The sequence below is a fragment of the Brevibacillus soli genome, assembly GCF_044759095.2.
Taxonomy (GTDB): Bacteria; Bacillota; Bacilli; order Brevibacillales; family Brevibacillaceae; genus JBIYSM02.
This window is the reverse complement of record NZ_JBIYSM020000025.1, coordinates 1-19351: the sequence shown is the minus strand read 5'-3', so window position 1 is coordinate 19351 and position 19351 is coordinate 1. Positions and strand designations below refer to the sequence as shown.

Here is a 19351-nt window from a genome sequence, read left to right as displayed (position 1 = left end):
TCCTTATCTATTTGCGTACTCGCGGATCAAGAACCTGTTGAAGCCCGTCTCCCAGCAAATTAAATCCGAGTACGACCAAAAAGATCGCCAGTCCGGGATAGAACGTAGCGTATGGTGCGACGGACATCAGCGTCTGCGCCTGATTGAGCATGCTTCCCCAAGACGGCGTAGGCGGCTGCACTCCCAATCCCAGATAGGAGAGCGACGCTTCCGCCAGAATACCGGCTGCCATCGCCAGCGTCCCCTGGATGATAATCGGGTTGAGGGCATTCGGCAAAATGTGGCGGAAGATAATCCGTATGTCCTTTACCCCAACCGATTTGGCGGCATGGATGTACTCCATGTTCCGAAGCGCCAGCACCTGTCCTCTCGTGATGCGCACAAATGCCGGAGAAAAGCCGATTCCGATGGCCAGCATGGCATTGCCGAATCCGGAGCCCAGCACAGCCGAGATCGCCAAGGCGAGAATCAGGAAGGGAAACGCCTGCATGGCGTCAACGCTGCGCATGACGATCCACTCGTCCCAAAAACCCCGGTAGTAGCCGGAAAAAAGTCCGATGGGAACACCGATCAACATCGCGATGCCGACGGAAATCAGGGCCGCCTGAATGGAAATTCTTGCGCCGTACACGACCCTGGAAAAAATATCGCGTCCCAGATCATCCGTACCGAAGAGGTGTTCGCTGTTTGGCTTCATCAGGATCTTGTCGTAGTTTTGCGCGTTCGGATCAAACGGAGCGATCTGCTCCGCAAAAACGGCTACGATAATCAACGAAACAATGATGAGCGCACCAAGCAATCCGAGACCGTTGCGTAAAAATTTTCGAAAGGTTTTCATTATCCCTCAGCCCCCTTCCCCGCTTTAATTCGCGGGTCGATGACGGCGTACAGCAGGTCCACGATCAGATTGACGACGACCACGAGTGCTGCCGAGACCAGGATGGCCCCCTGTACAGTAACGTAGTCCCGCTTAAAGACGGACTCGACAATCAAACGGCCAAATCCGGGAATGGAAAAGATCGATTCCGTAATGACCAAACCGCCCAACAGTCCGGCAATCATCAAGCCGGAGGTGGTCACTACCGGTATTAACGCGTTGCGCAGCGCGTGACCGAGAATGGTGCGCACCTCGTTGAGCCCTTTTGCCTTGGCGGTACGGACGAAATCCATATTGACCACTTCCAACAGGGAAGAGCGCAGCATGCGCATCAGCACGGCCGACTCACGCAGTCCCGTCGCCAGACAAGGCAGAATCATGGCCAGAATATTTTGCGTCGGGTTTTCACTGAACGGTACATAGCCGGAGGAAGGCAGCCACTGATTCTCCACCGCGAAGAAAATGATCATCATCATGGCAAGCCAGAAGCTAGGGATGCTCATGCCCCCCAGAGCTGTGAAGGTGCTGGCATAATCGATCCAGGTTCCCCTCCTCACCGCAGCCAAAATGCCGGCTGGAAAGGCGATCAAAAAGGCGACAAGAAATGTGCCGACAGTCAATTCCACGGTGGCGGGCAGCCTCTGAAGGATCAGGTCGCTGACCGGCACCCGGTCGGTAATGGACAATCCCAGATCGCCCTGCAGCACTTTCCCCAGCCAGCTGAAGTACTGCACGACGATCGGCTTATTCAGACCCAGCTCCTCCCTGAGCGCCTGGTACGCTTCCGGTGTCGCCTCCTGTCCTAAAATGACCCGGGCTGGATCGCCCGGGATCATGTGAATCAAGGAGAATGTCATAATCGACACCAGCAGGAGGATTGGAATTGTCAGTAACAGGCGCCTTACCACGAACATCATGACAAATCCCCCTCATTCTTTTCCGTATTTTCAGAGCTTTACTGTTTTTGCAGTGTCGCCGTGCGGATAATTCCGTCCGCCACATAAGTAAAGCCGCTGATTTTCTTGCTCATGGCAAACAGGTTGTACTGATGGTAGATATAGCTGTACGCTGCCTGGTCATGCATGATTTTCATCGCCTCGTCATAGTAGGCTTTGCGCTTCGTTTCGTCCAGTTCCGTACGGGCTTTGGCAGCCAGCTCGTCCAGCGTCGGGATCGAGATACGACCGTCGTTGTTCGGCATGTCCGTCACGACGAAATCATAGAAGTTTTGGTCGGGGTCTGGACGACCGGACCATCCGAGCTGCAGCGCTTCGAAATTGCCGTTGTCCCCGTTTTCGATCATCGTCCCGAACTCCAGCTTTTCAAGCTCTACATTGATGTTGTACTGCTTCAGCATGTTCTGGATCACAGCGCCAAACTGCTCGTTTTCCGGCGATGTGCTGATCTGCATCTTGAAAGTGAACCCGTTCGGCTTTCCGCCTTTGGCCAACAGTTCCTTGATTTCGGCTGCATCCGGTTTTTTCGGTTTGTCGGAATCGCCGTAGGCAAGACTGCCTGGAGCGAACGGAGAGTTGCCGGGCAAAGCGTAACCGTTGAACAGGACTTTTACGACGGCTTCCCGGTCAATCGCGCGGTCAACGGCCATACGCAGATACTGGTTATCAAACGGAGGCTTGCTGTGGTTAAGGTAAATGCCTTGATAACCCATGCCAGGTTCTGCCACCAGGGTCAGGTTGGAGTCACCTTGGATCGCGGGAATCTCTTTGACCGGCACTTCGTCGATGATGTCCAGCATGCCGGAGCGCAGGTTCTGTACCTTGGCCGTGCCGTTGGTAAATACCTTGAAGTTGAGTTCCTCCGTTTTTACCGGCCCGTTCCAGTAGTTTTCGTTTTTCTTCAGCGTGACATGGTCACCCTTCACGTGTTCAACAAACACGTACGGTCCCGTGCCGACAGGATGGTTGAGATAATCTTCTCCATACTGTTTCACAGCCGCCGGAGATACCATCATGCCGGAACGGTCGGTCAGGATGGAGATAAACGGGGCAAATGGCTGCTTCAACTGGATTTTCACTGTGGTCGGGTCGACAACGGTAACCGACTCGACGTACTTCAATTCCCCTCTTCGCTTCGACTTTTCGTCTTTCGCGTTGCGTTCAAAGTTGAACTTCACCGCTTCCGCATTAAAGTCCGTTCCGTCGTGGAATTTGACGCCTTCCCTCAGTTTCAGCGTGTAGGTCTTGCCGTCAGCAGACACTTCGTACGAGGTGGCCAGCATCGGCACGATCTTGCCGCTTGCGTCCAGGTCGAACAGCTTGTCGTAAATGCTGTTGTGAACCATGCGATCAACCAGCGCCGTGGAGCGGTTTGGATCCAGGCTGGGCGGATCTGCCTTCAGACCGATGTTGATCACGCTCTTCGCCGCAGTGCCTGTCGGTGCTGTTCCTGCTTGTCCGCCACCCCCGCCGCAACCGGCTGCCATCAACACGGTTCCCAGCAAAGCGGCAATCAAGGTCTTGTGCATTTTCTTGGATATCATGTCATCCCCTTCTCTCTTCAAAAAATTTATGGCATCACGTTTCAACGGATAAATTTGAAACGGGATTTCAACACTTTCAGCTCATGAATGACGTTTACCTTACTGATTCCTCTGATGCGATGTAGCTTGTGCATCAGAAACTCCGACAGTTCTTCATAGTTGCGATGAAACACCTGAATCAACAACTGATAGTCGCCTGTCGTTAACTCAATGAGCCGCACTTCCTCGATCTTCATGAGATCGGCTACGACGTCGTCCAGCTTGGCCGCTTCCGTCGCAATTTGAATTTTGGTTTGAACAGCCAAGCCCGCCTTCACAGGGTTGACGATGGCGACAAGACTGAGGACACCTGATTCCTGCATCTGCTGTACCCGCATCCGGACGGTTTTTTCCGTGACACCCAGGTCCTTTGCGATTTGCGTAAACGGGAGCCGGGCGTTGTCCTGCAGCGCACGGGCAATCCCGTAATCAAGTTCGTCCAGTTCGTAATGACGTGAACGCTGGAATTTGTCCTCCATAATTCACCTTCCTTCATTCGTCCCAAATTTCGGAATTTAGAACTTAATACGGTATTATTTTTGGAAATTAGGACGAATTTGAATACTTTTTTCATAATATAATACGAATTTCGCCCATCCGCAAGAGTATTCTTAAAGTTTATACTAGTAAAGAATCTTTTGCTGAAAGCCTTGAACAAGAAAACCCACCGGCATTAGCTAACGCTTCGCCGGGCGGGGCCCCGAACACTTTTCTAGCGGCTGTATGGAATGTCCAAATTTATAAATTCTTATACACAAATGAAAAACGCTTTCGTTCTAAATGAACGAAAGCGTCTAGGTTATGAGAGCAGTCCTAACCGCTGGAAGATGGTATCGACATGCTTCAGATGATAACGGTAATCGAAGCAGTCATCCAGCTCTTCCTTGGTGAGGGTGGCAGCAACCGTTTTGTCCTCCTCGAGAATGGAGCGGAAGGAACGCTGTTCTTCCCACGCCTGCATCGCCCGGGGTTGCACCGTATCGTAGGCCTGTTCGCGGCTCATGCCTTTTTCAATCAGCTTCAGCATGACCTGCTGGGAATAGATCAGGCCAAACGTGCGGTCCATGTTGCGCTTCATGTTTTCCGGGAAGACGGTGAGGTTCTTCACGATGTTCATGAAGCGGCGCAGCATGTAGTTCAACAGCTGGGTCGCATCCGGCAGAATCACCCGCTCCACGGAGGAGTGGGAAATGTCGCGCTCGTGCCAGAGCGGTACGTTCTCATACGCAGACAGCATGTGGCCGCGGAGCACGCGGGAGAGGCCGGAGATGTTTTCACAGCCGATCGGATTGCGTTTGTGCGGCATGGCAGACGAACCTTTTTGCCCCTTGGCGAATGGCTCCTCCACCTCGCGTATTTCGCTCTTTTGCAGAGCGCGGATTTCTGTTGCAAACTTGTCCAGCGAAGTCGCGATGAGCGCAAGCGTCGCCATGTACTCTGCATGTCGGTCACGCTGCAGGGTCTGCGTGGAGATAGGCGCAGCGGTCAATCCCAGCTTTTCGCATACATACTGCTCCACAAACGGATCGATATTGGCATAGGTTCCGACCGCCCCGGAGATTTTGCCCACAGCCACCTCCTGTTTCGCTGCGCGGAAACGGGCCAGGTTGCGTTTCATCTCTTCATGCCAGAGGGCCAGCTTCAGACCGAACGTAGTCGGCTCCGCGTGTACGCCGTGGGTGCGTCCCATGCAGACGGTATCTTTGTGTTCCCGCGCCTTGTCGGCGAGGATGGCGATGAAATCCTCGATGTCTTTTTCCAGAATTTCGTTGGCCTGGAGCAACAGGTAGGAAAGGGCGGTATCCACCACGTCGGTGGACGTCAGGCCGTAGTGTACCCACTTCTTCTCTTCGCCCAGCGTTTCCGACACGGCACGGGTAAACGCAACGACGTCGTGGCGGGTCTCTTCTTCGATTTCGTAGATGCGCTTGATGTCAAAGCTGGCGTTTTCCCGCAGCTTTTTTACGTCTTCTTCCGGAATGACACCCAGTTTGGACCAGGCTTCACAGGCGAGAATCTCTACTTCCAGCCACGCCTTGAATTTGTTTTCTTCCGTCCAAATGGCTCGCATTTCAGGTCGGGAATAACGTTCAATCATGGTCAAACCTCCACTTTTTTCCATATTTCCAGGTGGTCAATCTGCTCCAACGCCTCTTCCACCGATGGGGCGACGACGTTCAAATGCCCCATTTTCCGCTTCTCCTTGCTTTCGTGCTTGCCGTACAAATGCAGCTTCGCAGTGCGTGGCAGGCGGTCGATACGATTCAGTACGGGCTGCAGATGCTCACCTAGTATATTCACCATTACGACAGGCGTCAACAGCTGGGTCGAACCCAACGGCAGGTTGCAGACGGCCCGCACGTGCTGTTCAAATTGGGACGTGACGCAGGCGTCCATGGTGTAGTGTCCCGAGTTGTGGGGACGGGGAGCCAGTTCGTTTACATAGAGTTCCCCGTTTGCGGCAAGAAACATCTCGACGGCGATCAAACCGACCACGTCCAGTTTCTCTGCGATCTCACGGGCAATCTGCTCTGCTTTCTGCTGGATGTCGGTCGATACCCGCGCCGGTACAATGGACAGGTGCAGGATATTGTCCCGGTGGATGTTCTCTGCAGCCGGAAAGGTTACCAGCTCGCCCGAGAGACTGCGAGCGGCGATCACGGAGAGCTCCGTTTGGAAGGGAATAAACTTTTCCACGATCAGCTCAGTACCCGCCTTCACCATCGTCTCGTACGCTTCGCCGAGCTCCTCACTTTTTCTCAGCACCCACTGTCCCTTTCCGTCGTACCCGCCAGTGGCGGTTTTCATCACGGCGGGCAGACCCAGTTCATCGACCGCTGCTTCCAGCTCCTCCAAACTGCCAATGACGCGGAACGGAGCGACCGGTATCCCAAGCTCCCGGATCGCTGTTTTTTCATAGATGCGGTTCTGTGTAATCCGCAGCAATCGGCTGCCCTGCGGAACAAACGAACGGCTTTCCAGCACCTCCGCCACCTGCGCGTCCACGTTTTCAAATTCATAGCTGATCACGTCGCTGACCTCGGCCAGCTGTATGGCAGCGTCCACATCTTCGTAACGGGCGACGATCTGCCGGTCAGCCACCTGACCGCACGGTGCGTCTTCTGTGGGGTCCATCGTGACGAAACGATAACCCATCGCCCGGCCAGCGAGTGCGATCATCCGCCCCAACTGTCCGCCGCCGAGGATGCCGATCGTCGCTCCCGGCCTGATCTGCTTGTCCTTCATGCTCGTCATGAGAGTTCACTGTCCTTTAGCACTTTTTGACGTATGGCTTCTCGTCTGGCAACAAAGCGCTCCTGAATGTCCGGGTATTTAAGGCCGAGAATTTGCGCGGCCAAGAGACCTGCGTTGACGGCGCCGGCCTTGCCGATGGCCACAGTCGCGACCGGTACTCCGCCCGGCATTTGCACAATCGACAGAAGCGAATCCAATCCGTTCAGATTGGACGATTTCACCGGTACACCGATAACCGGCAGTTCCGTTTTGGCTGCCACCATCCCAGGCAGGTGGGCTGCTCCTCCCGCTCCGGCGATGATCACTTCCAGTCCTCTGCTTTTGGCGCTTTCGGCATACCTGAACATCAGATCAGGCGTACGGTGTGCAGAGACGACCTTTTTCTCGTACGGCACCTGCAGTTCATCCAGAATCTGACACGCTTCCTTCATCGTCTCCCAATCGGATGTGCTGCCCATAATGACGCCTACCAAGGGTCCGACCATATTACGCAACTGCCCCTCTCTGTTAAAAAATCCATGAGAAAACCCAACCGGTTTCCGGCACCTTGCAAAGGGTTGCCGAATCTGCCGCCTGGGTTTGTTCTATACGGAAATCATCCCAATCATCTATGCACGTTTAGTGTAACAAGGAAAAAGTTTGCCTGTCAACCTCGTATCCGAACGATTTATTTTGGTTTTATTATTAATATTCGCCTTTTACCCTTTTCCACCCATTGACTGGCTTGCTTTTCCTTCTCCAGCTCCAATCGCAGCCAGTAATCAAAGTACGGTTCCGCATCGGCACCGGCCTCCCGGGAAAATGCTTCGACCACATCCGCTCCGGTTGCCAAACCGTACTGGTTTTCGTTGAAATACCGCCGCAGCGCCTGGTGAACGCGTTTCTCTCCCCATGCCTCCCGCAGCTGCCAAAGCATCGCTGCCCCTCGGGAATAAACGAGGTCGCTGTAGCTGCTCCAGTCAGGGAATTTCGTTACCGGCTGCCAGGCCCCAATCCCGCGGCCTGCATATTTCTTTGCGGCTTTCCCTGCTGTAAGCCTCCGCTCGATGTACCCCTGTGCAAGCCGGCCATCGTACTGCTGCAAAAACGCCATCGTCGCATAGTCGGTCAAGCTCTCATCCACCCACGCTTCCCGCACTTCGTCGCTGCCGACCAGCCCGTAGAACCACTGATGGGCTGTTTCATGCGCTACGACGGCTGCCCCGATTTCAGGCCGGCTGTTAAAAAAATCTCCCTGGATGAACACGATACTCGGATACTCCATCCCGCCAAAAAAGCCGCCTGTCTTGACCACATCGTATTCCCGGTACGGATATTTGCCAAACTCTTTGCCATAATAACGGATCGACTGAACCGCCACATCATGCAGTCGCTCAACAACCTCAGGATCGTCACCTTCCTGCCACCAGGTGCGAACAACCGACTTCCCTACCTCAGTCTGTGTACTGCGATAGGTGTCGTCCATGATGACCATGGCAAAATCCCGAACATTACTCGCATCTATTTCATAAAAGGTCTGCCTTGCCGGCCGTGTCTGAGTTACCACGGCCTGGCTTTCCGTTCCGCTCGTCGCCAGATAGTACCCTTCTGGAAGACTTACCCTGACGTGGTAGTTGGCCATTTCACTGTAAAACGGATCGCCCATGGGAGTATACGGATCCAGCCGCCATCCTTGCTGCTCTTTCACAGCCAGGATCGGCAGCCAGTTGCCCAGCCAGATGGCGTTGTCGTTGTAGGACAGCCGCCCGCTGTTGTAGGGAACTCGCAGGTCAAACTCGATTTCCGTTTCGACCTGTTTGCGCCGAGCTATAGAAGGTATCGGTACCTCCAGGATCGTCCCGCTGTCTCCGTGCAGAGCTGCCGATACATCCCGACCCTCCAGCTTTACGGCGCGGATGCGTATTTCACCGGGCAATCTCCGCGTCCCCAGCACCTCTTCCCAGTTCTCGCCCCGTAATTGATCGGAATGGCGAAACACGTTCGGGTAAAGATGAAAATAGGCTTTTGAATCTTGTGGAACGAAGCGGGCTACGAAGGTTCCCGTTACCAGTCGCTTTTGCGGCTCGATGTGAACATCGGCCCGGTACGTGACCGGGGCGGGAATCTCTTCCGGAAAGACGGAATAACCCGGAGACTCCGTCCACGAAGGCTGCCCCCACACCAACAGCCCGGATAACACAAGCACTGCAGCCAATGCCAACCCCCACCGCTTCATCCTCGTCCCCCCACTCCGGGTTTACCGTTTTCCCCGCCGCGCAAGCCACGCCTTTGCTTTTGCCTCTTGCGCCTTGTCGAGCTTCATCCAGAAGTCAAAGTACGGCGTCGCGTCTTCACCTGCCACCTCTGAAAACGCCGCAATCAGTTCACTTGCGGTCGCCACCCCGAACCGATGCTTGCCCACGTAGCTTTTCAGCACCTGGTCCACCTGCGCTTCTCCCCAAGCCTCTCTCAGTGTCCACAGCATGCTGACGCCTCTGGAGTAGACCAGATCACTGTAGCTCAACCAATCAGGGAAATACTGGATGGGCTGCCACGGCCGCAATCCTTCTACCGCGTAGCTGTCAGCCGGGACAATCCCCCGAAGCCGCCGCCGCTGGATGCGGTCTTCCGCGAGCTTTGGATAGGCCTTTTGCAAAAAGGAGAGCGCCGCATATTCGGTCAATCCCTCGTCAAGCCACGCTTCCCCGATTTGATCGTTGCCCACCAGTCCGTAAAACCACTGATGGGCTGTCTCATGAACAACCACCGCAGTAGAAACGGAATTTTCCGCAGCAAAGTGGCTTCCGTCTACAAACACGAGACCGGGATACTCCATCCCGTCAAAACGGCCGCCCGTGCGAACGACATCATACTCGGAGTAAGGGTACGCCCCATACGTCCGGTGAAAATAGTCGAGCGACCGGACGGCAGCGTCATGCAGCTGCATGACTTGATTCAAGTTGTCCCCGGAACGCCACCAGGTTCTGACCGCCGTTTCGTTGCTCTTCGTCTCCATCAGACGATAGCTTTCATCCAGGACGACAAGCGCAAAGTCCCTGACGTTGTCAGCCTGCAGAAAGAAGCTTCGCCGCTTGCCATCCGGCGTTTGCGTGGAGGAAGCTTGATGATCAATCCCGGTGCTGGCCAGCTGATAACCCGGCGGAAGCGTAACCTGGAGCCGGTAATCAGCCGTCTCGCTGTAAAACGGATCACCCATCGGGACGTACGGGTCGAGGTGCCACCCTCCCTCGTCGTGTACCGCGAGAACCGGCAGCCAGTTGCCCAGCCAGATCGCGTGCTCGTCGTACGACATTCTGGCCTGGTTGCGGGGCAACACCTGTTCAAACTCCATGTCCAGCCTGACAGGGCCGCTCTCCTTCGGCTTGTCCGCCGTATCCAGCGGCACTTCCAGCACGGTTCCCGTCCGTTTTCCCTCAACGGGTTTGCCCTGTACAAGCAGCTTGGTAATATGATACGTGCCAGGTGTCGCTCTCTTGCCTAAAAGTTCATCCCAGACGATACCTTTTTGGCCCTCCCCTTCGGCAAACGCATACGGGTACAGATGAACGTACGCCCGATCCCGAACTTTCGGCCAGAATTGAATCTGCACATGGCCCGCGATGTGGTGTTGCAACGGCTCTATGGTGAGGTTTGCGGCGTAAACCGCTTTGGGGCCCGGTTCAGCTGCCTGTACCTCCGCGAGTCCGGCTGTGCTTGTGCCAATCAAAGCCAATACCAGCGCCGGCATGATCATTCGGTTCCTCAACCCATCGCCCCCTTTTCTCTCATCTTACAGCTTTTTGCTAATGTTTTCCTCCAAAGTTTCCGGTCATACAAACAAAGCCGCCCTCTTGTCAGCAAGAGAGCGGCTTTCAGGTTTATTCTATTCGCGCAGCCAGGTGAAGTACGCCAGGAAGACGAAGAAGAGTACGTACATCACCGGATGAACTTCGCGACCTTTGCCTTTTAACAGCTTGGTGATCGGGTACACGATAAAGCCGGCAGCGATCCCAGAAGCAATGCTGAAGGTGAGCGGCATCATCAATACGGTCAGAAACGCCGGAAGCGCTTCATCAATCTCACTCCACGCGATCTGTGCCATGTGGGACGCCATCAGCACCCCTACAATCACCAGTGCCGGAGCGGTTACAGCTGGTGTTACCACAGACAGAACCGGCGAGAAGAACAGGGCCAGCAGAAACAGAATGCCGGTCACGACGGAGGCGAAACCGCTTCGACCGCCTGCCGCTACACCCGCTGCAGACTCGATGTAGCTCGTGGTTGTGGACGTCCCCAGTACAGCACCTGCCATACCAGCAATCGCGTCAGAAGCAAGTGCGCGTCCCGGACGCGGCAGCTTCCCGTCTTTCAGCAGGCCCGCTTGGTTCGCCACACCCAGCAGGGTGCCTGTCGCGTCAAAGAAGTCGACGAACAGGAACGTAAAGACGACAATCAGCATTTTCATGCTGAACAGCGTGTTGAAATCACCCAGGTACTGGAACGCTGCACCAAACGTAGGAGCCAGGCTCGGCGGTGCGGAAACGATTTTTTCCGGCATGGTAACAAGTCCAAAAATCATGCCGACCACAGCGGTTGCCGCCATCCCGATGAAGATGGCCGCATTGATCTTGCGGGACATCAAGGCAGCGGTCAAAACCAGACCAAAAACAGCGAGCAGTGCGTTTTTCGCAGCAAGAATCTCTTCCGGCTTCATACCTTCGTGGAAGGAAAGGTGGCCGAGAGAGACGAATGTCGCCGGGTTGGCAATGATAATGCCGGCGTTTTTCAAACCGATGAAGGCGATAAACAGGCCAATCCCCGCCGAAACGGCGTATTTGAGACCTTGCGGAATCGAGTTGACGATTGCTTCGCGAATGCCAGTCAACGACAGCAGCAGGAAGATCGTGCAGGAGATAAAGACTCCGGCCAGCGCTTGCTGCCAGGGAATTTGCATGGTCAATACGACGGTAAAGGTAAAGAAAGCATTAAGACCCATGCCCGGCGCTTGCGCAATCGGCAGCTTACCGATAAAAGCCATCAAGAGCGTTCCGATGGCTGCAGCCAGTGCAGTTGCCGTGAAAACGGCTCCGAATTCCGGATAATTGGCTTTTACTTCCGGCGGGAGATCGGCACCGCTCAGCATGAAAGGATTGACAGCCAGAATGTACGCCATGGCCAAAAATGTGGTGATGCCGGCGATGATCTCGCGGCGATAGTTGGTGCCAAGTTTGTCGAACTCAAAATAATTACGCACCGTACGTTTCCCCCCAGAAAATGTTTGCGGACAAAGAAAAAGGTCGAGGTCAGCAAACACCTCGACTCCAAACAAAACACATCCGGGCAGGAAAAAATATAAATGCATGTTACGCATCCCGTTGGCGTTTCGTTCGTAGCCAGGTCGTTTACGGTGACCTTGTAGAAACTCCTGAGCCATATCCCCAGGATTATACGAACCCTTTTCATTTATCCTGTTCACATCGAAGAGTGTAACAGGATAAACGTCGAATGTCAACGGAAAATACGAACATTAATGTTTTTTTGTCGATTAATATACGTGAAAAGGAGAATTTACTCCCACTCGATGGTAGCCGGCGGTTTTGACGTAATGTCGTACACGACGCGGTTTACGTTTTCCACTTCGTTGACGATCCGCGTCGAGATCTTTTCCAGCACGTCCCACGGAATACGCGCCCAGTCGGCTGTCATGCCGTCAATGGAGGTAACCGCGCGGATGCCTACGGTATAGGAGTAGGTACGCACGTCGCCCATGACGCCGACGCTCTTCATGTCAGGCAACGCCGTAAAGTACTGCCAGATTTCACGGTCCAATCCGGCCTTGGCGATCTCTTCGCGCAGGATGGCGTCCGATTCCCGAACAATTTTCAGTTTGTCTTCGGTTACTTCTCCTAATACCCGAATGCCCAGACCTGGTCCCGGGAATGGTTGACGCCATACGATTTCGTCAGGAAGGCCAAGTTCCGAACCTAGTTTCCGAACCTCGTCCTTGAACAGGGTTTTCAGCGGTTCAATCAGCTTGAATTTCATATCTTTTGGCAATCCGCCGACGTTGTGGTGGGATTTGATGGTATGAGCAGTTGCCGTTCCGCTTTCCACGATGTCGGTGTACAGCGTCCCCTGTGCCAGGAAATCCATATCGGTCAGTTTGGCCGCTTCTTCATCAAACACATAGATAAACTCGTTGCCGATGATTTTGCGCTTCTGTTCCGGATCGGTCACGCCTTTCAGCTTGTTCAGAAAACGTTCTCGAGCGTCGATCTTGATCACTTTCATGGAGAATTTGTTTGCAAAGGTCTCCATGACGCTTTCTGCTTCCCCTTTGCGCAGCAGGCCGTGATCCACGAACATGCAGGTCAGCTGGTCGCCAATCGCCTTGTGAATCAGCGCCGCCACGACGGAAGAATCAACGCCGCCGCTTAGGGCGCACAGCACTTTTTTGTCACCGACGGTTTCGCGAATGCGAACAATCTCATCCTCGATGAATGAAGTCATGCTCCAGTTGCCCGAGCAACCGCAGATATTGAACAAAAAGTTGGCGATGAACTCGTTTCCTTTTTCCGTGTGACGCACTTCCGGATGGAACTGAACACCGTAAAGGTTGCGTTCCGGATGGCTGATCGCCGCTACCGGGCAGGCATCGCTGACCGCATCGACGCGGAAACCGGCCGGCAATTCAACCACCTTGTCGGAGTGGCTCATCCAAACAACCTCGTTGCTGCCCCACTTCTCGTACAAACTGTGTGGCTCCTGCAGACGCAATTCCGCTTTTCCGTATTCGCGGACCCCTGCGCGCTCTACTTTCCCGGACAAGAGGTGAGTCATCAGCTGCATCCCGTAGCAGATACCAAGAATCGGCACATTCAAATCAAAAATCGCCGGGTCTACGTGCGGTGCACCTTCCTCATACACACTGGCAGGTCCGCCGGAGAAAATAATCCCTTTTGGCTGCAGTGCCTTGATGGTCTCGATCGGTGTGTTGTACGGCAACAGTTCGCTGTACACGCCCAAATCGCGGACACGGCGTGCGATCAACTGATTGTATTGGCCGCCGAAGTCAAGTACGACGACCATTTCCATTGGCTTGTCCATGTAATCCTCCTTGCGTTACGAACGCTAGTTTGTTCACCGGAAGTTCCCACCCAGGCCTCGGACTAACAGAAAAGCTCCCAAGCGAAGTCCTTACGAAGAAGCTGGTTCTTCGTTAGAGGATGCTTTTCTCGCAGTATCAGGAAGTGACTCTTGAAGTTTCCACTTTCTGATACTGTAAAAAAAACCGGAACGTCTCCTCCGGATGTGGTAATCGGAGGAAGAGTCCCAGTTTTGTACAATCGTACAGTTATCCGAAGTCCTCTCCTCGTAGTCGCCCAATTTACGGTCGAGCGGTAGAAACTTTCAGGCCTTATTCCTGAGATTATACGAGTCCCATTGATTTGACATTCTAGCAGACTGCGGATAAATGTTCAAGGTTTCAGTTGTTGAGACAGCTGTTCAATCATTTTATTGGCAATGGTTTTCGCTTTTTCTTCCATGTCCTTGTACCCGTAGTGCACCCGCTCGTACAACTGTGTCAGATACCACAGATCCTGCCGTTTGTCTCCAGAGATGGTCAGCCGGTTGACGTACTCACGCAGTGTTTCGCCTTGGTGACGGTTTGTAAATACGTTTTCAAACAGGCGCAAAAGGAGTTTGTATTTCTCCGCATAGCGGCTGTCTTGCTGTGTGCTCATCTGCCGGTGAATCCACCACACCGTCAGCGATCGCCTGCGTTTCCAAACGATAGCCGAGCCGGCAGCCAACAGTACGGGGATCATCGCCCACACTTCCCATGGAATGGCAAAGCCGCGGCTGGTATTGCCATCTTCGCCCTCCAGTTCGTCCAAACGGCCGTCGCCGCGATCCGGCGAGTTTTGCTGGCCGAGGTTGGGAACCGCCGTCGGCTGCTGCTGCTCAACCGTGTTTAAGTCGTAGTTGACACGGACAGGAGAAATAAAGGAGCTGGTTGCTTCAAACGGAATCCAGCCATATCCCGGGAAGTACACTTCCACCCAGGAGTGGGCGTCCTTGTTGCGCACCTCGACGATTTCCCGGCCGTTTCCGTCATCGCCGGTCCGCGTTCCCGGAGCAAATCCTTTCACCCATCTGGTTGGAATACCGACGCTGCGAAGCATCACTGCCATGGACGACGAGAAGTGATCGCAATAGCCGCGGAAACTTTCAAACAGGAAATGGTCGACAAAGTCCTGCCCCTGCTTGGGAACCGGAACGTCTTTCGTTTCGTACTTGTACTGACCGCTGCTGCGCAGGAAGTTTTCCACCGCCCGCACTTTTTGATACGGCGTCGCTGCGTCTTTGGTTACGGACTGGGCCAGCTCCCTCACGCGCGGCGGCAAGTTCTTTGGAAGCTGCAAATACATCTTTTTAATCTCTTCCGGATACTCTGTTCCCGCATTGGTCAACGCCTTTTCGCTGACGACCGGCACCTCCGCTTCGAGGCGGTAGTTGTACAGCTTCATCAGCATCGTGTTGGGAACAGTGATGGTCTGCTTTTGATTGGCCTGAGACTGAATCAGGTTGATTTTTCCGTCCCGTACCTCCAACTGCTGATTTTGTTTGTCATACACGAGTGTCGCGTTTTGCGGCGTGTAATGGGTCAGTTTTTTGATCTGCCCCGGATAAAAAATGGTGGAAAACGGCTCTCCCCCTTTAAATTCAAGGGAAGCTGTCACCTGTTTCATCTCCATGTTGCGGTACAGGATGTTCCCCCACTGATATTGGTTTGGTTCCAGAATCGGTTCATACTCCCGGGAGCCCTTTTGCCAGCCTACACCGGTGTAGAGATCCTTGGAATCTCCTCGCCAGTACGTCTTCTCGTTGGTAAGAGCAATGAACACGAGCGTATCGTCCTGGATGAAAGGGCCGCCCAAACGATCGTCGTTGTTGTCGTAGCCCACTTTTTTCATATAGCTGGTCCCCGCGCCGGTTTCCTTGCCGGTTAGAAAGGCGATGGGATCAGGCCAACTGGCTGCCTTTTTCGGCGCCGCGTAGGCAATGCCCACCGTCAATGAAATGATGAGCATGGGGGCAATCAGGGAATTCCATACGGTTAACTGCCCTTTGCCGGCAACGGACGCAACTTTTTGCATCGCGTTCAGATGGGTCACGGCCAGCAAAAGAAAGCCGATCGCCAACGTTCTGATAATGGCGCCGTCTGCTTCATACGGCATAAAGGTGTCCAGAATCGCCAGGTACAGCTCGGTGAGAAAGACAAACCACAATCCCTGCCGCTGCTCCAGCACCAGGTAAGTAAGCAGGGAAACCAGGGTAACCAGCAACAGATAGAACAGCCCGTTGCGGGAGATGGGTGACATCTCTGTCCAATTCTGCTGCAAAATCAACGGGAAATCGTGCATGATACGCAAGTAAATCTCTTTGATCCACTCCGTATCGAAAAACGGTGTCACAAAGAATTGGGAATACAGGAGCCAGAGAACAGCAGCCACTTTGATCGGAAACGTCAGCCACCGCCATCTGACAACCAGGTCAAGCAGAAGTACGCCGGCGGCGATGTAGTAGAAATGGGTCAGGTTCCCGGTATCGGTCAACTCCTTTAACGGAAGCATCCATTCTCGCAGCATCAGAAAAAGGAACAGTGCCGCCAGCCACTCCAATCCCTTTGGTAATTTCCACATGTGAACGCCCACCTTACGCACCTCCAATCCGCTGAAGTTCGTCATATTCCCGCAGGTGAATGCTTCGGCACACCACTTTGTTGGCTGCGAGCAGCTGAAGTGCCTGCTTTTGCTCTTGCTTCACCGTCGGGTCGGAATGAACCCAGAACAAGTGTACATTTCTCCCTTTCTGCGCCAGATCCGCCAGTTGGGCAACGACCTTTTTGTTTAGACTGGGCGTAATGACGGCCAACGTGACACCTTGCGGATATTCCAACGCCTCCCGCCCAATGATGCGCGCAAACGAATCTTTTCCCTCCGGCATAACCCTGGCCAACTGATCAAACACCCGGAAAAAGTGGGACTGGGAATGGGCAGGCGGAATGGAAATGCGCTCCTGCTGTTTGCAAACAAATCCGTAATGGTAATGGCTGCGGCTCGTATACGTAACCAGACTCGCGGTCAGCTTTACCGCCATCTCAAACAGCTGCGGATGCTCCCCCGCGTAATGTTCTTTCTCCACGTCCAGGAAAAAAAGCACCTGATTGACAGCTTGATGTTCAAACTCCTTGGTTTTCAGCCCGAGCCCACGCGCAGAGGCCCGCCAGTGAATCTGGCTCAGCCTGTCTCCGCGGTGGTAATCACGCACGCCCCGCACGGCAGCTACATCGTCCGAATACCGGTGAGACACGTGAACGGTTCCGCTAAAGTTGCCGTCACCCGCCGGCCAATGCGTAATTTGCTTGGCAGAAGGGTAGACGAGGAAATCATTGCGCAAAGCGAACGTCTTGGTCCGCTCGATGAAGCCAAAAAAGTCGCCACCGCTGACGAAGCACTCTTTTAATTGATAATACCCCCGCGGCAGGGCAGGAATGACGTAACGGAATTCCACTTCCCGCTTAAACCAGGGAAAAATCAACTGCCGATGCGGCTCGTACAACCCGGCCAAGCGATCTGGCAGCGGCTCCACAACCATGTTCCATCCCAGCGGAAACCAAAACCTGCGCTTCAGCCGGACCGTAACGACTAACTCCTCCCCGTCCTGCAACCGGTTCCGGTCAATATCCCGGGATACCTGCAGCGTGGCAAACATGAGAGAGTAGGCGAGCAGCTCATAAAAGAAAAAGGTGAGGCTGCTGTAAAACAGAAACCAGCTGGCGAACCCGCCCTGGAATTTTGCAAATACATAGGTGACAATCAGCAAGACCGCCATTTTGGACTTGCCGTATTTTTGTTGTTTCATGCAGGATCACCGCCCTTAGTTAACCGGTACACGCGTCTCCGACAAGATTCCCGCAATCAGGCGATCGATCGTCGCACCCTCCAAGCGCGCTTCCGGCTTCAAGATAATGCGGTGAGAAAATGTTACCGGCACCAGTTCCTTCACATCATCGGGAATGACGAAATCTCTACCGCGCACAAAAGCCAGCGCCTGGGATGCGCGATAAAGGGCGAGCGACCCACGTGGGCTTACTCCCAGATAAACATTGTGGTGATCGCGCGTTTTTTGACAAAGTCGCACGATGTATTCCTTGATGCCTTCACTTACTTTTACTGACGCTGCTTGCTTCTGCAGCTGGTTCAGCTCTTCCGCCGTTACAACCGGTTCCAGGCTCTCCAGCGGGTGTTCACCGGAGAATCGGGACAAGATGGATACCTCTTCTTCCAATGTCGGGTATCCCAGATGAAGCTGCAGGAGGAAGCGGTCCAGCTGCGCCTCCGGCAGCGGAAACGTCCCCTCGTACTCCAGCGGATTTTGCGTCGCCATCACGAAGAACGGTTCATCCAAACGGTACGTGACCCCATCCACCGTTACCGAATGCTCTTCCATCGCTTCCAAAAGCGCGGACTGTGTTTTTGGAGAGGTACGGTTAATCTCATCCGCCAAAATGACATTGGCGAAAATAGGACCCTGACGAAATTCAAATTCCAGTGACTTTTGGTTGAAAATCGCTACCCCCGTCACATCGGTCGGCAGCAGATCAGGGGTGAATTGAATGCGCTTGAAGTTTCCCCCGATGGATTTTGCCAAAGCCCGGACAAGCATGGTTTTTCCCACGCCGGGAACGTCTTCAAGCAGGACGTGACCTTTTGCGAGTATGGAAACGACACTTAATTCAATAATATTACGTTTACCAATCAGGACCTTCTCAATATTTCCAATCAAACGTTCAATGGCCTGATGAGGGTGATCCAATTTAATCAAACTCATGACGATACAACTCCCAATCCAACGATTTTCAATGCTGGCACTTCAATTCTTACAAGTATGGAAAAATGAGTCTACTCCTAAGGTAATGTATCAAAAAGACGGATACAAGAAAAAATTAATTAATATTTGTAAAATTAAAACAAGTTGCATATAAAAAAAGAGCAGGACGGCTCCCACTCTACGGTTCGATATAAATGATGGCGTGCCCTGAGAGATTCGAACTCCCGACCTTTTGATTCGTAGTCAAACGCTCTATCCGGCTGAGCTAAGGGCACGTATTCATAATAAATGCAGCGAACGACAGGTCTCGCTTCCACTGGCGCAACCTCCTCGCATTTGCTGCTTGGGAAGCCAGATCTGCAGTACCCGAGTTTTACTCCCTTGATTCATCAGCGAGGGTGAACCCGGAACGGGTGAAAGACCCGGCTGAAAAAGTCATTCTGGAGCGGACGACGGGTCTCGAACCCGCGACCTTCGCCTTGGCAAGGCGACGCTCTACCAATTGAGCTACGTCCGCATTTGCACATGACAAAAGGCTTGCCGTGTTTACGCAAACCTTGCGTACTGCTATGGTGCGGGTGGAGGGACTTGAACCCCCACGGTTGCCCGCCAGAACCTAAATCTGGTGCGTCTGCCAATTCCGCCACACCCGCATGATTCATTTGGGTTCCCCGAAAAGTACTCGGCATAAACATCGAAGCGTTTCGTCACTTTTTGGGGTATAGTACTGGTGAGCCATGAAGGACTCGAACCTTCGACCCTCTGATTAAAAGTCAGATGCTCTACCAACTGAGCTAATGGCT

The 19351-nt window shown here is 53.6% G+C and carries 14 protein-coding genes, 3 tRNA genes and 2 riboswitches; all 17 genes read right to left on the bottom strand.

Features of this window, described 5'->3' with window-relative positions; all coding sequences use genetic code 11:
- Positions 1-7: 7 nt before the first annotated feature.
- Positions 8-838: an ABC transporter permease gene (locus ACE99V_RS11900; protein ID WP_400491307.1), complete on the bottom strand. Its 831-nt coding sequence runs from the start codon at positions 836-838 to the stop codon at positions 8-10.
- Positions 838-1794 (bottom strand): ABC transporter permease, encoded by a 957-nt coding sequence (locus tag ACE99V_RS11895; RefSeq protein WP_400491306.1) that lies wholly within the window; start codon positions 1792-1794, stop codon positions 838-840. The genes ACE99V_RS11900 and ACE99V_RS11895 overlap by 1 nt, the downstream gene beginning before the upstream one ends.
- A 38-nt stretch (positions 1795-1832) precedes the next feature.
- Positions 1833-3377 carry an ABC transporter substrate-binding protein gene (locus tag ACE99V_RS11890; RefSeq protein WP_400491305.1) on the bottom strand — a complete coding sequence of 515 codons (1545 nt, stop codon included), beginning with the start codon at positions 3375-3377 and terminating at the stop codon, positions 1833-1835.
- A 41-nt stretch (positions 3378-3418) separates the two neighbouring features.
- On the bottom strand, positions 3419-3895 hold the full coding sequence (locus ACE99V_RS11885; RefSeq protein WP_400491304.1) for an Lrp/AsnC family transcriptional regulator: 477 nt from the start codon (positions 3893-3895) through the stop codon (positions 3419-3421).
- A 320-nt stretch (positions 3896-4215) separates the two neighbouring features.
- Positions 4216-5514, bottom strand: coding sequence for an adenylosuccinate lyase (purB, locus tag ACE99V_RS11880; protein WP_400491303.1), 1299 nt, complete (start codon positions 5512-5514; stop codon positions 4216-4218).
- 2 nt (positions 5515-5516) lie between these two features.
- Positions 5517-6671 carry a 5-(carboxyamino)imidazole ribonucleotide synthase gene (gene purK, locus ACE99V_RS11875; protein ID WP_400491302.1) on the bottom strand — a complete coding sequence of 385 codons (1155 nt, stop codon included), beginning with the start codon at positions 6669-6671 and terminating at the stop codon, positions 5517-5519.
- Positions 6668-7156 (bottom strand): 5-(carboxyamino)imidazole ribonucleotide mutase, encoded by a 489-nt coding sequence (gene purE / locus ACE99V_RS11870; RefSeq protein ID WP_400491301.1) that lies wholly within the window; start codon positions 7154-7156, stop codon positions 6668-6670. Before purE ends, purK begins: the two co-directional genes overlap by 4 nt.
- 182 nt (positions 7157-7338) lie before the next feature.
- Positions 7339-8886 carry a M1 family metallopeptidase gene (locus tag ACE99V_RS11865; RefSeq protein ID WP_400491300.1) on the bottom strand — a complete coding sequence of 516 codons (1548 nt, stop codon included), beginning with the start codon at positions 8884-8886 and terminating at the stop codon, positions 7339-7341.
- A gap of 21 nt (positions 8887-8907) precedes the next feature.
- Positions 8908-10416 carry a M1 family metallopeptidase gene (locus tag ACE99V_RS11860; protein WP_400491299.1) on the bottom strand — a complete coding sequence of 503 codons (1509 nt, stop codon included), beginning with the start codon at positions 10414-10416 and terminating at the stop codon, positions 8908-8910.
- Between the two features lie 117 nt (positions 10417-10533).
- Positions 10534-11904: an NCS2 family permease gene (locus ACE99V_RS11855; RefSeq protein ID WP_400491298.1), complete on the bottom strand. Its 1371-nt coding sequence runs from the start codon at positions 11902-11904 to the stop codon at positions 10534-10536.
- Positions 11905-12020: 116 nt separating this feature from the next.
- A riboswitch (purine riboswitch) is annotated at positions 12021-12122 on the bottom strand.
- A 96-nt stretch (positions 12123-12218) separates the two neighbouring features.
- Positions 12219-13757, bottom strand: a complete 1539-nt coding sequence (gene guaA, locus ACE99V_RS11850; RefSeq protein WP_400491297.1) for a glutamine-hydrolyzing GMP synthase — start codon at positions 13755-13757, stop codon at positions 12219-12221.
- A 248-nt stretch (positions 13758-14005) separates the two neighbouring features.
- Positions 14006-14107: riboswitch (purine riboswitch) on the bottom strand.
- A gap of 21 nt (positions 14108-14128) precedes the next feature.
- Positions 14129-16357 (bottom strand): DUF4129 domain-containing transglutaminase family protein, encoded by a 2229-nt coding sequence (locus ACE99V_RS11845; RefSeq protein WP_400491296.1) that lies wholly within the window; start codon positions 16355-16357, stop codon positions 14129-14131.
- 13 nt (positions 16358-16370) lie between these two features.
- Positions 16371-17579 carry a DUF58 domain-containing protein gene (locus ACE99V_RS11840; RefSeq protein WP_400491295.1) on the bottom strand — a complete coding sequence of 403 codons (1209 nt, stop codon included), beginning with the start codon at positions 17577-17579 and terminating at the stop codon, positions 16371-16373.
- Between the two features lie 15 nt (positions 17580-17594).
- The gene (locus tag ACE99V_RS11835) at positions 17595-18548 is read right to left on the bottom strand and encodes an AAA family ATPase (RefSeq protein WP_400491294.1); all 954 of its coding nucleotides are present in this window, start codon (positions 18546-18548) and stop codon (positions 17595-17597) included.
- A 198-nt stretch (positions 18549-18746) separates the two neighbouring features.
- Positions 18747-18823 (bottom strand) — tRNA-Arg (locus ACE99V_RS11830).
- A gap of 166 nt (positions 18824-18989) precedes the next feature.
- Positions 18990-19065: transfer RNA gene (locus tag ACE99V_RS11825), tRNA-Gly, on the bottom strand.
- 53 nt (positions 19066-19118) lie between these two features.
- A tRNA-Leu gene (locus ACE99V_RS11820) sits at positions 19119-19201 on the bottom strand.
- Between the last annotated feature and the right edge of the window lie 150 nt (positions 19202-19351).